We start from the raw sequence: 14,708 nt of genomic DNA, 5'->3' as shown, positions 1-14,708 counted from the left end.
CACCACATTCTTTTGGTGATAATTAAGCATATAAAATAGTATGGAAAAAATAAATATAAAAAATGACGCAGGGCTTTTGGCTTTAGCGATACGGTTAGTAGTAGGGTGGACTTACTTTTCAGCGTTTTGGAGGCGCCTTATTTTAGAGAATAAGCTTGACCCGGAAGCTCCGGGTTATATTGGTGAAAAATTCAATCATTTTTTACCGAATGCTTTAGGCATAAAACCGCTGATTCAGTATATGGTAGAAAATCCCGAAGTACTTTGGTATAACATGGTAATTTTTACAGTAATTGAAGGTATAGTAGGCTTGTTCATAATGTTAGGGTTGTTTACAAGAATGATGAGTGCAGGGATATTTCTCTTAGCACTGGGTATACTTTTAGGTTCAGGCTGGATAGGCACTACCTGCCTTGATGAATGGCAGATTGGTGTTTTGGGTATGGCAGCAGGTTTTGTTTTATTCCTTTCAGGAAGCGGTAAATATTCATTAGATAATTATTTAATAAAGAATAACTTCAGGATAGCTAAAAGTAAATGGTTTGCCTATTTAGGTTCTGGTGCTTTACCACTAAAAGAAAATGTTTTTCCTAAAATTGTTTTGGGAGGCTCTTTGCTTATCTTTTTTATAACTTTACTTACTAACCAGGTTTTTCATGGTGGGCTTTGGGGTGAACTTCACAACAAATCGGTAAAGCCGAAACTTGAAATTACCAACGGCAATATAACGCAAGACATGCTCTCGTTTGATATGTTCAGGACAGAAGGTGCCGATGTTTACGGTTCTTGGGTAATAGGTATAGAACTGTTGGATGAAAGTAACAATACAATTATGGAATATATCCAAAACGAATTGGCATCACTTTCAAAAGAAAGTATAAATAACTATTATATCGCCAAAATTAAACCGGGTAAACACAGCCTTGTTGTTCCATTAGGGGCAAAGGCTACTTTTAATTTATTTAATGATAATCTGGTAAATCTGCCTACAGGGGATTACACTTTAAAAATAACAGATATAAGTGGTGCCTATTGGGAACACGTTATAAAAATAAATTAATGGGGTAGGAGGTAATAAACAAAAATGGCAGCTATAGCTGCCATTTTTGTTTATATGAATCGGTAATTATTCTTTTATAAATTTCTTACTTCTGTTACCTATTTTTAAAATATAAACACCGGCAGGAAATGCACTTACATTAACTTTATCTTCGGTTAAATTCTTGGCCATTATTTGCCTTCCTGTCAGGTCATATATTTCAATGGTATTATTATATGTAATATCCATATTTTCAATATTCAGAATGTCCTTCACTGGGTTAGGGTAAATTGACCAATGGTCTACAAAATCAGGATTTTTCGTATTGCTTAATGTAGAAAATTCAAATGTGGCACTTACCGGCAGGTGCCCGGAAGTTGTATTGTAATAATTGCTGATGGTTTGCGGTATTGTAATTTCCTGCTTGGCACTGTTGCTTATATAATTATCTGCCAGTTCATTGGAAATTATAAAATGCTCTATTAAAGGGCGCACGCCCCAGCTTGTATCTACATCATTTATATATTTGGTGATGCCACTGTAATTGCTTGTATCATCCATAAAGTTTTTATAAGGTGATACACCGCAATTGCACGCGTAGTTGTTTGTGCCAATAAGGTAATCATTAAAATCACCAACTATTACAAGGTTTTTTGTGTTGTAGTTTGTACCGTCAAGTATTGTTTTTAAAGCCTGCGAAGCACCTGCCCTGCGGGTATGGCTCATAGCTTCATTGTCTTCGGCTTTGGCATGTATGTTTATAATGGTAAGGGGTACGGATGCATTACCTGAAATTAGGTTTACATTATATAATGCAGGAAAACGCCCGCTTGACCAGTTGTAATAGTAAGAATTGCCCAGTGCGGCATTACCGTTATTCAGTTCCATAGCACTTACAAACTGTACCCTTGATTTTTTATAAATGATACCCTGCCTTTGGTTGCAGTCGCCGGTGTTGGAAGGTACTATAGAGCCTCCCCATTCATCGCTCCCCAATAGTGAAACAATAGTTGCTATTGATGGGCTTGATACAGTATTAGAAACTTCCTGCAGGCAGTAAATATCAGCATTCATAGTAAGCATGGCACTCACAACATTATTAATTTGCTGGTTTTCATTACTTGGGCCAAACGTATCGCAGCCAAGCCACTCTGTATTCCAGTTTGTAATTTTAAAAACACCGCCTGAACCGGGATTGGTACCCTGGTAATCACCTGTAACTTTTACATTCTTAATTTCCCAGGTTGCACTTTGGGATGCCGAACTGATATAGCGGAATGCAATTCGGGAATTTTGCGATTTTGCAGCCTGGGGAATAGTAATATTTCCCGAAGATATATACTGCCAGGCAGAAGTAATATTTTGATTTACCCCCTGAAGCTCAATCCACTGGGTAGTTAGCGGGTCGCCCGTATATGCTGCGGTTGCATACACTTTATACCAGCCCTGCTCAACACCCACGTTCATTACTGCGGCATTGCCACGGGCATGGCTGAAAGATAATTGTGCATTATCCACTTCAGATAAATTCATAACAGGGCTAACCAGCCAGTCTTCATTTTCATAGCTTTGCCCGCCTGAATAGCCGCTGCAGACAGCACCGTAAGAGGAACTAAAATACCAGTTTTGATAACCCGTTACACTAACCGGTGTAAAAGTAGTAAAGCTTTCCTGCGTTAGTAAAGTTTCGTCAAGGATTGTGGTTTGTGCATGTAAGTTTAAAGTTGCGCCTATAAAAGCCAACACAACAAACAGGTTGTTTAATTTTTGCATTTGATGTTTTAAGTAATGTTTTCCTTATATATAGGATAAATTTTGTTTAGCTGCTAACCTACAAATAAAATGATTTATTTAGTATTAAGCATAAATTATTTTTACATCAAATTATAACAAAATAAAAAGCCCTGCTTAAACAGGGCTTTTTATTATAGGTAAATGGATGTTAGCTTTTAATAATCTTTTTTGTGTAAACGGCATTATTACCTGTAACCTTAATAAAATAAGTTCCTGCGCTAAGGCTGCTGATATCTATATTTTGAGTATTTGCGGTTGTCAAAACTTTTTGCCTGGTAATGTTATAAATGGCTACAGAATCAACAATTGTGCTATTTGGTAAATTTACAGATACGTTATTATTTGCAGGATTTGGAAAAACAGTAATGCTTTCAGTGTGTATCGGCTTTTCAGTACTTAAATTCCCTGTAGTGATTACAACATTATCATAATAACCATCACCACCGTAATTATTGTGCAGCATATTGAAACCTTCAATATTCAGCTGGCTAAAGTTGGGAATTGTAGCCTCAAGCACATTATTTATATAATATTTTATTTCTTCGGTAGTAACTTCAATTTTTACATTTGTCCACTGGTTTGCATCCCACTCGGCCTGTGCATAATCAAAACCGTAATTTTCATCTTTAATCAGGTATATATAGCCCCGGTTTTCAATTCCTACCCCCGCAACCGGTGTAAATTCCTCTGAAGCATCAACAGCATAAAGTGTAAATTCAAAGTCAGCACCCATTTTTTCGGTTACCATAACATCATAAGATATGGTGAAGCTGCTATAGTCTGCCGGCTCATCAAAAGCTTTTGCAGCCCCAAAAATAGGAAACCACTGAAAATCAAAATCAGGTTCATAGGCATTTTTAAAAGAGAAATTACCATCGGAAGCAGCTTCATTGCTGATAACCTGGTTTTCTATAATACCATCGGAGCCTTCGGTAACTTCCCAGCCATTTTGCTGATGCAAAGTGCCTAACTGATAACCTTCGCCTGCCTCAAAAGAAATGGTTTGCTGCGCAAAGGTTGCAAATGATAAAGAAACAAATAATAAAGAATAAATTTTTTTCATAGCTTTCAAATATTAATATCAACAAATATACATATTTAGGAGCTTTTTAGAAGTTAATAAAATTCAAAACCCTTGTTAATACTGGCTATTTCGTAATTTCAACAATCCAGTTTTTAATTATTTTCAACACTTCAGGTGATAGGGTTTGCTCTATGTTTGCATATTCATTTGGCAAGCCGGTTTTACTCTCCTGGAATAAATGGTTAAGGTTAGGCATTTCAATAGCCTTAACTTTGGTATTGCCATTTTTTTTCAGTTCTTCTTCAATAGCATTAAGGTTGGAAGGCACAACCTGCAGGTCATTAGAGCCGTTTAAAGCTAAAACAGGGCATTTGATTTTTGCAAGTACTTCAGATGGATTGTACTTGATAAGATCTGAAAACCAAGGGAAAGACAACTGGCTTACAAGCCCTTCAATCTGTTGTTTAGGCAGTGCCATACCGTAAATAGCGGTAAGGTAGTTTGTTAATTTCAGTTTCTTGGCTTCATCATCAAGCTCCGGGTTGCGTATTATTTTATATGCCATGCCAATTTGCTGTTGCCCAATGGTTATGGAAGCATCACTACCGCCTAATTTGCGTTCTATAACTTCCTTTTGCAGCAGCATTAATTTATCTCCGTCAATACCGGGGCTGGCCATAAGCACAATAAAAGCAACATCATTTGTTTTGGCAGCGGCAACCTGCGCAACTATGCCGCCCAGGCTATGCCCTATTAACCCGATTTGCGATTTATTTATTTCTTTCCTGCTTTTCAAATAGTTTATAGCATATAAAGCATCTTCAGTAAATTCTTTTACACCGGCCTCATTATACACGCCTCCCGATTGGCCTTCATCTCGGTCGTCCATTCGTAAAACAGCAATGCCGTTTCTGGTGAGGTAATCAGCAAGCACTAAAAAAGGCTTATGCCCCAAAAGCTCGGAATTCCTGTCCTGCGCACCACTACCGCTAAGTAGTAGTACTACAGGAAAATTGTTTCCCTTTTCAGGTAGTGTTAATGTGCCGGCAAGTTTTATGCTGTCGGATTTATTTTCAATATATACTTCTTCGGTATGGTAAGGGTAGGGCGGCAGAGGCTCCTGTGGTTTTTGACTATAACATTTTAGCGCAGTACCTAGTAAAAAGAGGATAGAAATACATTTCATCATATAGCTATATTAATTTTAAACCCTGCATCGGGCAGGGTTTAAAGGATTATTTAAAGTAAGAAAAGGTTTCTTCGTTTTGTATTTTTTGCAGTGTTTCATAAATAAGCCTGATAACGTTTTCAACATCATCACGATGCACCATTTCCACAGTAGTGTGCATATAGCGCAAAGGCAAGGATATCAAGGCACTTGCCACACCACCGTTGCTATAGGCAAAAGCATCGGTATCGGTACCTGTAACACGCGAAGACGCAAGCCTTTGAAAAGGTATGTTATTATGCTGTGCCGTATCCAGTATATGTTCACGTAAATTGTTTTGTACAGCAGGGGCATAGGTTATAACCGGGCCTTTGCCAATTTGTGTATCGCCCTCAATACGTTTGTCTATCATTGGGGTAGTGGTATCATGGCAAACATCGGTAACAATAGCTACATTAGGGCGTATTGTTTTAGTAATCATTTCGGCACCGCGCAAACCAACTTCCTCCTGAACAGAATTGGTTATGTATAAGCCAAAGGGCAGTTTCTTTTTGTTTTGGTGTAGAAGCCTTGCCACTTCAGCTATCATAAATCCACCGATACGGTTATCAATGGCACGGCACACAAATTTATTGTCGTTTAAAACCATAAACTCATCGGGGTAGGTAACAACACAGCCCACATGCACTCCCATTTTTTCCACTTCCTCTTTATTACTGCATCCTAAGTCGATAAAATTGGTTTCAAGCTTTGCCGGCTCTTCTTTGCCACGGTTGCGGGTATGGATTGCCGGCCAACCGAAAACGCCCTTAACTACACCCTGTTTCGTGTGTATGTTTACCCTTTTGGAAGGAGCAATCATATGGTCGGAACCTCCGTTGCGAATTACGTGCAGCAGGCCGTTATCAGTTATATAGTTTACATACCATGATATTTCGTCTGAATGGCCTTCAATTACCACCTTATAAGGTGCATCCGGGTTAATAACGCCCACAGCAGTTCCATAAGTATCGGTTATAAAAGTATCTACATAAGGCTTTACATACTCCATCCATATTTTTTGCCCGCCGGCTTCATAGCCTGTAGGCGAGGCATTGTTAAGGTATTTTTCAAGAAAGTTTAGGGATGATGAATTCAGTATGGATTTTGATGACATAATTATATTTTTCAGCTAAAATATAAATTTGATTACAGAGTTATATATAAATGCATAATTTTGGTATAAAATTCAGCTTAGTGAAAACAAGGGTTTATTTAATTTTTATCCTGCTGGCATCGTTATCATCACGTGCCCAGGTAATTACCGATACCATTAAAAACGGTATGGAAAACGACTCTATTGTTTTTAATATTGAAATGGAGGAAATTGTAATTTCCAATGTTAAAAGTACACTTTCGGAAGAGGAAAGAAAAAAATTGCTTATTTTAAGGAGAAGGGTACTTAAAGTTTACCCCTACGCCAAAATTGCCGCCGAAAGGCTTACAGTGCTTAATGCCAACATGGCAAAGCTGAAAACAGAAAGGGAAAAGAAAAAATACTCCAAAATAGTGGAGAAATACCTTGAAACTGAATTTGAAGACCAGTTGAAAAAACTTTCAAGAAAAGACGGCCAAATTTTGGTAAAGCTTATATACAGGCAAACGGGGCAATCAACTTTTGACCTGATAAAGGAACATAAAAGCGGCTGGAAAGCCTTTTGGGCTAACCGGATGGCAAAGCTTTTCAGCATAAATATTAAGGAAAAATACAATCCTGCAACAGTGCCCGAAGATTACTATATTGAAGGCTTTTTATTGCAGGCTTTTGCCGAGAGGCGCCTAATAAGGCAGGAACCAGCCTTTGAAATTGATTATGCTGCCATAACCCAGAAGTGGATGGATAAACAGTAATAATTAATAAATATTTACATTAACCTTAATATGCATTTAGCAATTAAAAGAGAACTTTGCCGAAAAAGCAAGGTATGGAAACTATAACTGCAACACTTAAAAGAAAAAAAGCCAAACCGGCAGGCAGGGCTGCTACTAATGAGCTTGAATTAAAATCGCTTTTAAAGGCAAGGAATATAAACACTAATAAGTTTGAACCTATAGGAGCAGGCTTTTACCACCAGTATGAAGACTGTTTTGATGCATCGGTTATATGTATTGACAAGGAAAAATTTATTGCAGGGCAGCCTTACCTGGTAAAAATTATACTAGAAGATTTTACCAATGAGGAATATGTTTTATTCCGTAAAAAATTTGAGGTGATTATTAACCCTGAATACAGGAGTTATTATAACCTGAACATAAATGAGGTAATGCTCCACAGCCAGGTTTAAAATTTATTTCATCATATTTTGATGTTTAGCATAGGGCATTTGTATAATTAATTGTTATACTTGCAGTTAAACAAATCAATCGATTATGATGAAAAAATTACTTATTGCCACAATTGTGCTCTTTACAGGAATTAATGCATTTTCGCAGGCTGTTGCCTATCCTGTTAATGATATAAATCAGTGTAACAATGAGGTTTTTGACCTGACCGTGCAAATACCTGCCGTATTGGGCGACCAAAACCCAGCAGATTTTAATGTTTCGTTCTTTGAAACAGAACAGAACGCTGAGGATAATGAGCAATCTATAACTAATCCTACTTTTTATATACCAAATTTACAGAGTCAGGAAATTTATATCAGGGTTACAAATATGGGTGATGCAAGCTATGCAATAACTTCATTTATTGTTACATGGGGTGGTATATGGATACCTTCCCAGCCTAATGTAACAGTTTGCAGCAGTTATGTATTACCACCATTAAATGTAGATTTTAGTAATTATTATACAGGTCCTAACGGCACGGGTACAATGTTGTTGCCCGGCGATATGATAACTGTTTCAATAACACTTTATATTTATGGAGAATTGAGTGGCTGTACTGATGAAACAAGTTTTACAATTACTGTACTACCCACCCCGGTTATAAATATTCCTGAATCGATAGTAGAATGTGAAAGTTATACATTGCCACCACTTAGTGTGGGTACTTATTTTACACAGCCCGGCGGTGGCGGTGTTGTTTTACCGGCAGGTACTGTAATAACCTCATCACAGGTAATTTATGTTTATGCAGCCAGTAATACAACTCCAAGCTGCAGTAATGAGAAAATGGTGAGTATTGCTATCATTGAATCTTTTGATGAGCTAACAGTAACCCTTAATTCCTGTAATGAAGCTAATGTTGCAGTTTTTGACCTTACACAGGCTATAGAGTTTGCCGGAGATTTACTTATAAGTTATTATGAAACTGAAGATGATGCGGAAAATCAGGATAATGCTATCCAAAATCCTTCTTCATATTATATTGCTGAAAACCAAAAAACCGTTTATGCCAGGATTAGCAATACCACAGGTGGCTGCTATGCTATATTAACTATAGACCTTGTGGGTTGTACAAATAATACAATTTCAGGGAAAGTAACTTATGATATTGATGGCGATGGCTGTTCAGCGTCCGACCAGCCTGCACCAAATGTCAGTATGTACAATATTGCAGGAAATACGGTTTACCAGACATTTACAGATGAAAACGGCTATTATATTTTTACCAATATGCCTGCTGGCAGTAGTGTGGTAACGGTAGTACAAAATAATATGTCATTAAATACCACTCCCGGGGGTTATAGTATTAGTATGCCCGGAGATGGCATGCATAAAGATTTTTGTATTTCAGCCCCAACACCTGTAAGCGATGTTACAGTGAACCTTGTTCCGCTTGGCACTCCGCGCCCGGGTTTTAATATTTCTTATTCCTTAGTGTATTCAAATAATGGTACATATCCTGTAAGCGGTACTGCAACCGTATATTATGAAAGCGGAAAAATGACATTTAACGGTTCAAATAACAGTTCGGTTACACAATCGCCCAATGCCGTTATTTTAAATTATACCAATTTACAGCCAATGGAAAGCAAATCGGTTATACTAAACTTTACTGTACTAACACCGCCTACAGTAAATGCAGGAGATGTTATTACTATTGGTGCCAATATACTGCCGGTAGATGATGATAACGCTTCTAATAATACTGATGTATTATCACAAACGGTTGTGAATTCTTATGACCCTAATGATATACTGGTGCGCGAAGGTGAATATATTACAGAAGTACAGGCGGAAGCATACCTGCATTATACTATCCGTTTTCAGAATACAGGAACTGCCCATGCCGTAAATGTGAGGCTTGAAACGCTGCTTGATGCCAACCTTGACTGGGAAACTTTTCAGCCAATAGGGGCAAGCCATGGCTACCGTGTAGAGCGCAGCAACGGTAATCTCCAGTTTTTCTTTGATAACATTAATCTTGCCTATACCGCGTTAGATGAGCCTGCAAGCCATGGTTTTGTAAGCTATAAAATAAAGCCGAAAGCAAGTGTATCTTTAGGTGATTCAATGTCGGCTACCGCAGCCATTTATTTTGATTTTAATGAGGCTATTATAACCAACACTGTAACCACTACAGTACAAAATGTGGCAGGCAATAAAGATTTTGCTGCCGGTATTTTCACGGTTTATCCCAATCCTGCTTCAGGCACAGTTACCCTTAATTTTAATAATGAGGTTACTAATGCCAATGTTACTGTGCATGATGTTATGGGTAAAAAAGTACTTTCGGCATCTGTAACAGGAAATCAGGATAGTATTAATATATCTGCATTAACTTCAGGTATATATTTTATATCTGCCGAATCAAACGGAAAATCAGTAACTAAAAAGCTGGTTGTAAAGTAAAAAATAAAGAGTGGTTTCAAAAATGTCATTCTGAATGAAGTGAAGAATCTTAAATAACTTGTTTAGATTCCCCTTGTCGTCAGAATGACAAAATGCTTTAGCACTTTTGAAACCACTCTTTTTTATTTTAAAAACCTTCAAATACACCCAACCCGAATAAGGCAAAGTCATATTTTACCGGGTCATTTTTATCCAGTAGGCGCAGTTGCTCATCGAGTTCCTGCAATGCCCTGGCATCATTTTGTTTACGGGTTAAAAGCCCGAGCTTTCGGGCAACGTTTCCGGAATGAACATCAAGCGGGCAGGAGAGGAGCGAGGGCGTAATGTTTTTCCATATACCAAAATCAACTCCCACATTATCCCGGCGCACCATCCACCTTAAAAACATATTTATTCTTTTTGCTGCAGAACCCGTTAAAGGATCAGAAATATGCTTCCGGCTTCGCTGAAGGTGCTCAATTTCAAAAAATATACTTTTAAAACGGCTTATCCCGCCCTGTAAGGAATTTTCCCCTTTATGCAAGGTAAATATACCTTCAAGCCCTTCATGCTTTGTATAAATGTTTCTCAGTGCTTTTATAAATGTCCTGAAATCATCGGCATTAAATGTGCGGTGTACAAAACCTTCTAATTTCTCAAGGTCATCTTCATGGTGAAACATTATAAAGTCGTACGGGCTATTACCCATTAAGGCAACCATTTTTTTGGCATTGTTTATTATCATTTTCCTGTTGCCCCAGGCAATAGTGGCAGCCAGGAAGCCTGCTATTTCAATATCTTCTTTTACTTTAAAGAGATGCGGTATTTGTATGGGGTCGGTTTCAATAAAATTTGGGTTGTTGTATTGCAGTACCTTATCGTCAAGAAAGGACTTCAGTTCTTCATTATTCATTTTCATCATGCAAAGATACTGTTGTTTACTTTTTTACAGAAATAAATCCTCCGCTTAATGGAGCATCGGTTTTTTCATTACGCAGTTGCGGTATATAACCTGTTTTCTGTTTAATATAATCTAACTGCTTTTTATTAAGGCAGGGCAAGGGGCCGTTTCCCGTATAATAAATAAAATCTTTTTCAGGTGAATAGTAGTTAAGGTTGCCTGTAGCGGTTTTAGTATAATTTATCTTTTCATTACCATTGTTTTTTTCGGGTACCAACAGATAACTTAAACTAAATTGGTTACTGTTTTTAATGATATTATTTTCAGGTAATAAACCTGTAAAGGCAAAAATACAGCCTATACTCCCTAATGTTATTGTTATATCTCTGTACTTTAATAAAGCACCGCTAAATATTACATGCAATATATAAGCTGAAAAAAATAAAATTGCGGGCAGGAAAAAGCGGAATTGCGGAGAAGTTAAAAGCAATAGGACAAACTGAAAAAGTAATGCTGTATAAATAAGCATTAGGTTTTTATTTTTCCTAAATATGCCAATACAAGGCATTATAATAAAAAGTATAACGGCTGTTTTATTAAAAAAACCGTCTATACCGGGAACTAAAAACCAGTTTGTTATTTTTTGTGTCCAGCTTGCATTAACCGGGGCATTATATACAAAACTGTTGGAAATACTGCCTATTGATGTAATTATTTCCTGCGGTATTTTCCAGTCAGTATTTACTGATAGGATAGTTAATGGGAATATTGGATACCCGGTAATTATTATATTTTTAATTATCCATATTGAGCCCGTTATTATAAAGCCTGATGTAAAAAGTAAGATGTTGTTTCTGTTTTTTAAAAAAAGTATCAAGAAGATAACTCCCAGCGGTGCTATAGTTATTTTTACAAAGGCGATGAAAAGAAAAAGTATATAGGAAACCTTATAATTTTCCTTTAAAAATAAATGCAGGATTATGGGGGTAAGTACAAGCAAAGGCAAATCAGGTGAAGGAGCGTCAAGAAATGGAAAAAATAATAAGCTGAAAAACGGCATAAAACCAATCCATGAATTTTTATTTTTAACTGACTCGGTAAAATAATACAGTATTCCCAATATAAAGATAAAGCCGTTAATATCATTTATCCTGTTGGTTAAAAAACTGAAATTGAGACCTGCCTGTAAAACATGCCAGGGTGAAGCCTGTCCAAAAAACAAATGTAAATTAGCCAGGCCTTTTACAAATCCATATTCATTTATCCATTTAATTGACTGTATATAATAACTATAATTATCAATTAGTTGAGGTGGTAGTGAAAATTTTAAAGATACTGCTGCCAGCACTATTAGAATTATAAATTTTGTAGTTGCTGTTAGTGTAAATAATGATTTTTTTAAAGCTCCTATTGCAGCTTTTAATTTGCTGTTTTGTAAAAAATAAAGTGTAGAAGCAAAAACACACGTAATAATAAATACAATAGTATTCAGGGGAAAGAAAAAAGCAATTATAGAATATGTCACCGCAAGAAAAAACATTCCTAAAACGGGAAATAACAAAGCATTTTTAATTTCCAGCTTTAAAATCCCTGCAGATAATATACCATAGGGGAGCGTAAGGAAAAAGAGAAAAAGCCAGTATGCCAGTACAATTGCCATGGCTTTACATTATGCGCCCGTCACTCATTACCAGTTTCCTGTCGGCCATATCGGCAAGCTCTGTATTATGGGTTACAATTACAAAAGTCTGCCCCATTTCATCCCTTAGCCTGAAAAACAGCTTGTGCAGGTTTTCGGCTGAAGCAGTATCAAGGTTGCCTGATGGTTCGTCGGCAAATATTACGGCAGGATTGTTTATAAGTGCCCTGGCTACGGCTACACGCTGCTGTTCGCCCCCGGAAAGCTCTCCCGGTTTATGGCTTGCCCTTTGTGCCAAACCCAGGTAATCCAATAGCCTTTCCGCTTCTTTTTCAGTTTCCTGTTTGGATTTGCCTGCAATAAAAGCTGGTATGCATACATTTTCAAGTGCTGTAAATTCAGGCAGTAACTGGTGAAACTGAAAAATAAATCCCAGTTCCTTGTTACGGAAGGCTGATAATGCCTTATCCTTCAGGTTTAGTATATCAGTATTGTTTATTGTAAGCGATGTGCCGCTTTCAGCAGCAGGGTTGTCCAATGTTCCCAATATCTGCAATAGCGTTGTTTTGCCGGCACCCGATGCACCCACTACAGAAACTATTTCACCTTTTTTTATATGCAGGTCAACCCCTTTTAAAACGTGGAGCTTATCATAATATTTATGTATGTTTTTTGCCTGTATCATGTATTGCATTTTTACAAAGAAACGAACAATTTAAAAAATAGTAAATGTTTTTTGGCACAATATTTCGTATATAAATATTGTAAAGTTTAGTTAACTGTTGCCTTTTTGGCGTAACGATGATTAATTTTAAATTTATATGAAAAAGTTTATAACAATTGCCCTTGCTATTGTGTCGGTTTCCTGCCAGTCTAAAAATAAAGGGCAGGGTATAACGGCAAGTGAAAATTTACAGGCAAATAAAGAAGGACAAACAACTATGGATAACAGAAAAACAGAAACCGCTATTTTTGCAGGCGGATGCTTTTGGTGTACAGAAGCTTTTTTTACTGACCTTAAAGGTGTTGAAAAGGTAGTTTCAGGATATATAGGGGGGAAGACCGAAAACCCTACTTATAAGGAAGTTTGCAGTGGTTATACAGGCCATGCCGAAGCCATTAAAATAACCTTTAACCCGGAGGAGGTAGCCTATGAAGACCTGCTGGAGATATTTTTTGCCACACATGACCCTACTACGCTTAACAGGCAGGGGGCAGACGTAGGTACACAATACAGGAGTGAGATTTTTTATACTACTGAAGGCCAAAAAGCTGCGGCTGAGAATTTTATTAAATTACTTACTGACCAGAACATTTATGAACGAAAAATAGTTACCAAAGTAACAAAGGCTTCAACATTTTATCCTGCCGAAGATTATCATCAGGACTATTACGCGCAAAACCCTAACCAGCCTTATTGTGCAGCAGTAATAACACCGAAACTTGAAAAACTTAAAAAAAATTATAAGTCTAAGCTAAAGCAGTAATAACCAGTATTGATAAGAAGAAGAACTTTTGACTACGTGTCAGGAGTTCTTTTTTTTATGATTTAAAAAGAAAGCCCAATCCTACCATTTTAAGCATACGCTTTTCAAATGCCCAGAAGAATTTAAACTGCCCTGATATAAAGCCAAAAAAAACAAGCAGTACCTGGTAAATAGGGAATATCAAAATTATATATAATGGCGCATAAACCCAAAGCGGCAGGGTTTCTTTAGTAACGCCCATCCATGCAAGTACCGGCTTGGAAAGGTAGGCTGAAGTAGAACCGGTTACGGCAAAAACTATAAATATAACAACAAGTTGAAAGTTGCTTGTAATTCCCCAGCGTTTCTTTAATTTTTCCATGCCTACAGTAATACCGCAAATATACTGCTTTAATTTTGTGGCACAACACCGCCAAGCTTTTGCCTGTTGGTTAATTGAAAATATACAAGATAATTATAAATAAGGTAATTTACCTCATAACCATAATCAATAGAAGGGTCATAGTCAATCCGCATCTGGTAAAGGTCACCATAGCGTTGGGGCTGTATAACACGTGAATTCCATTCGTTTATCCATATACGGTTTTTAGTTTCAAAATAGGCCTGGGAATAATAACCCCTCGGCCTTGCCCTTGAGGCCAGCCATCCGGTAAATCCGGGATCTATTATTATAACTTCATATTCCAGTTCATCGTTGGCAATGCGAACTGTATCATTAGCAACGGTGTTAGTGTCAGTAGAAGTTTGACTGCCGCTTTGCGGTAGTTGTTTCTGGGTGTTGCAGGCAAGTACAACAAGGAATGAGATACATATAGCCAATATAAATTTTTTCATAGCATGAATTTTAGCTGTTAAGTTAAAAATAAAAAAGCACCTACAGGTGCTTTTTGTTGTATTTAAC

The 14,708-nt window shown here is 37.1% G+C and carries 14 protein-coding genes; 5 read left to right on the top strand and 9 right to left on the bottom strand.

Annotated features, from left to right (window positions below; all coding sequences use genetic code 11):
- The first annotated feature begins 40 nt into the window (after window positions 1–40).
- Window positions 41–1,060: a TQO small subunit DoxD gene (locus GSF09_RS01195; protein ID WP_159799096.1), complete on the top strand. Its 1,020-nt coding sequence runs from the start codon at window positions 41–43 to the stop codon at window positions 1,058–1,060.
- 66 nt (window positions 1,061–1,126) lie between these two features.
- Here the strand turns inward: GSF09_RS01195 and GSF09_RS01190 are convergent, their stop codons facing one another.
- The 4 genes from GSF09_RS01190 to GSF09_RS01175 all read right to left on the bottom strand — a co-directional run bounded on the left by GSF09_RS01190 (window position 1,127) and on the right by GSF09_RS01175 (window position 6,181).
- A complete protein-coding gene (locus tag GSF09_RS01190) occupies window positions 1,127–2,812 on the bottom strand; it encodes a T9SS-dependent choice-of-anchor J family protein (protein WP_159799095.1) in 1,686 nt (561 codons plus the stop codon).
- Window positions 2,813–2,981: 169 nt separating this feature from the next.
- Entirely contained in the window at window positions 2,982–3,896 is a 915-nt protein-coding gene (locus GSF09_RS01185; RefSeq protein ID WP_159799094.1) for a T9SS type A sorting domain-containing protein, read from the bottom strand.
- A gap of 85 nt (window positions 3,897–3,981) precedes the next feature.
- Window positions 3,982–5,046: a S9 family peptidase gene (locus GSF09_RS01180; protein ID WP_236564830.1), complete on the bottom strand. Its 1,065-nt coding sequence runs from the start codon at window positions 5,044–5,046 to the stop codon at window positions 3,982–3,984.
- Between the two features lie 46 nt (window positions 5,047–5,092).
- Complete coding sequence (locus GSF09_RS01175; RefSeq protein WP_159799093.1) at window positions 5,093–6,181, bottom strand: M42 family metallopeptidase; 1,089 nt, start codon at window positions 6,179–6,181, stop codon at window positions 5,093–5,095.
- A gap of 80 nt (window positions 6,182–6,261) precedes the next feature.
- Between GSF09_RS01175 and GSF09_RS01170 the strand changes: the two genes are divergently transcribed.
- The 3 genes from GSF09_RS01170 to GSF09_RS01160 all read left to right on the top strand — a co-directional run bounded on the left by GSF09_RS01170 (window position 6,262) and on the right by GSF09_RS01160 (window position 9,801).
- Window positions 6,262–6,915 carry a DUF4294 domain-containing protein gene (locus GSF09_RS01170; RefSeq protein ID WP_236564829.1) on the top strand — a complete coding sequence of 218 codons (654 nt, stop codon included), beginning with the start codon at window positions 6,262–6,264 and terminating at the stop codon, window positions 6,913–6,915.
- Window positions 6,916–6,989: 74 nt separating this feature from the next.
- Window positions 6,990–7,349, top strand: coding sequence for a hypothetical protein (locus GSF09_RS01165; protein WP_159799091.1), 360 nt, complete (start codon window positions 6,990–6,992; stop codon window positions 7,347–7,349).
- An 85-nt stretch (window positions 7,350–7,434) separates the two neighbouring features.
- Window positions 7,435–9,801 (top strand): T9SS type A sorting domain-containing protein, encoded by a 2,367-nt coding sequence (locus GSF09_RS01160; RefSeq protein WP_159799090.1) that lies wholly within the window; start codon window positions 7,435–7,437, stop codon window positions 9,799–9,801.
- Between the two features lie 127 nt (window positions 9,802–9,928).
- Here the strand turns inward: GSF09_RS01160 and GSF09_RS01155 are convergent, their stop codons facing one another.
- From GSF09_RS01155 to GSF09_RS01145, 3 genes are read right to left on the bottom strand one after another with little or no spacing between them, the layout of a single operon-like run.
- Window positions 9,929–10,693 (bottom strand): TIGR02757 family protein, encoded by a 765-nt coding sequence (locus GSF09_RS01155; protein WP_159799140.1) that lies wholly within the window; start codon window positions 10,691–10,693, stop codon window positions 9,929–9,931.
- 25 nt (window positions 10,694–10,718) lie between these two features.
- Window positions 10,719–12,341: a hypothetical protein gene (locus tag GSF09_RS01150; protein ID WP_159799089.1), complete on the bottom strand. Its 1,623-nt coding sequence runs from the start codon at window positions 12,339–12,341 to the stop codon at window positions 10,719–10,721.
- A gap of 4 nt (window positions 12,342–12,345) precedes the next feature.
- A complete protein-coding gene (locus tag GSF09_RS01145; protein WP_159799088.1) occupies window positions 12,346–13,005 on the bottom strand; it encodes an ABC transporter ATP-binding protein in 660 nt (219 codons plus the stop codon).
- Window positions 13,006–13,261: 256 nt separating this feature from the next.
- Between GSF09_RS01145 and msrA the strand changes: the two genes are divergently transcribed.
- The gene (gene msrA, locus GSF09_RS01140; RefSeq protein ID WP_159799139.1) at window positions 13,262–13,807 is read left to right on the top strand and encodes a peptide-methionine (S)-S-oxide reductase MsrA; all 546 of its coding nucleotides are present in this window, start codon (window positions 13,262–13,264) and stop codon (window positions 13,805–13,807) included.
- A 55-nt stretch (window positions 13,808–13,862) separates the two neighbouring features.
- Here the strand turns inward: msrA and GSF09_RS01135 are convergent, their stop codons facing one another.
- Both GSF09_RS01135 and GSF09_RS01130 read right to left on the bottom strand, forming a co-directional pair.
- Window positions 13,863–14,168 (bottom strand): DUF6787 family protein, encoded by a 306-nt coding sequence (locus GSF09_RS01135; protein ID WP_159799087.1) that lies wholly within the window; start codon window positions 14,166–14,168, stop codon window positions 13,863–13,865.
- 29 nt (window positions 14,169–14,197) lie between these two features.
- Complete coding sequence (locus GSF09_RS01130) at window positions 14,198–14,641, bottom strand: DUF6146 family protein (protein ID WP_159799086.1); 444 nt, start codon at window positions 14,639–14,641, stop codon at window positions 14,198–14,200.
- Window positions 14,642–14,708 lie beyond the last annotated feature (67 nt).

The sequence above is a fragment of the Flavobacterium sp. MK4S-17 genome (assembly GCF_009848495.1).
Classification (GTDB): domain Bacteria; phylum Bacteroidota; class Bacteroidia; order Flavobacteriales; family Flavobacteriaceae; genus Flavobacterium.
Note: the sequence above shows the minus strand (reverse complement) of the source record. Positions and strands in the feature narration are given on the sequence as shown.

Excerpts from the sequence above, each read along its gene's own strand:
- GSF09_RS01195 (WP_159799096.1), top strand. The coding sequence starts at position 41 with ATGGAAAAAATAAATATAAAAAATGACGCAGGGCTTTTGGCTTTAGCG.
- GSF09_RS01130 (WP_159799086.1), bottom strand. The coding sequence starts at position 14,641 with ATGAAAAAATTTATATTGGCTATATGTATCTCATTCCTTGTTGTACTT.
- GSF09_RS01165 (WP_159799091.1), top strand. The coding sequence starts at position 6,990 with ATGGAAACTATAACTGCAACACTTAAAAGAAAAAAAGCCAAACCGGCA.
- GSF09_RS01185 (WP_159799094.1), bottom strand. The coding sequence starts at position 3,896 with ATGAAAAAAATTTATTCTTTATTATTTGTTTCTTTATCATTTGCAACC.
- GSF09_RS01155 (WP_159799140.1), bottom strand. The coding sequence starts at position 10,693 with ATGAATAATGAAGAACTGAAGTCCTTTCTTGACGATAAGGTACTGCAA.
- GSF09_RS01135 (WP_159799087.1), bottom strand. The coding sequence starts at position 14,168 with ATGGAAAAATTAAAGAAACGCTGGGGAATTACAAGCAACTTTCAACTT.
- GSF09_RS01145 (WP_159799088.1), bottom strand. The coding sequence starts at position 13,005 with ATGATACAGGCAAAAAACATACATAAATATTATGATAAGCTCCACGTT.
- GSF09_RS01175 (WP_159799093.1), bottom strand. The coding sequence starts at position 6,181 with ATGTCATCAAAATCCATACTGAATTCATCATCCCTAAACTTTCTTGAA.
- GSF09_RS01180 (WP_236564830.1), bottom strand. The coding sequence starts at position 5,046 with ATGATGAAATGTATTTCTATCCTCTTTTTACTAGGTACTGCGCTAAAA.
- msrA (WP_159799139.1), top strand. The coding sequence starts at position 13,262 with ATGGATAACAGAAAAACAGAAACCGCTATTTTTGCAGGCGGATGCTTT.
- GSF09_RS01190 (WP_159799095.1), bottom strand. The coding sequence starts at position 2,812 with ATGCAAAAATTAAACAACCTGTTTGTTGTGTTGGCTTTTATAGGCGCA.
- GSF09_RS01150 (WP_159799089.1), bottom strand. The coding sequence starts at position 12,341 with ATGGCAATTGTACTGGCATACTGGCTTTTTCTCTTTTTCCTTACGCTC.
- GSF09_RS01160 (WP_159799090.1), top strand. The coding sequence starts at position 7,435 with ATGATGAAAAAATTACTTATTGCCACAATTGTGCTCTTTACAGGAATT.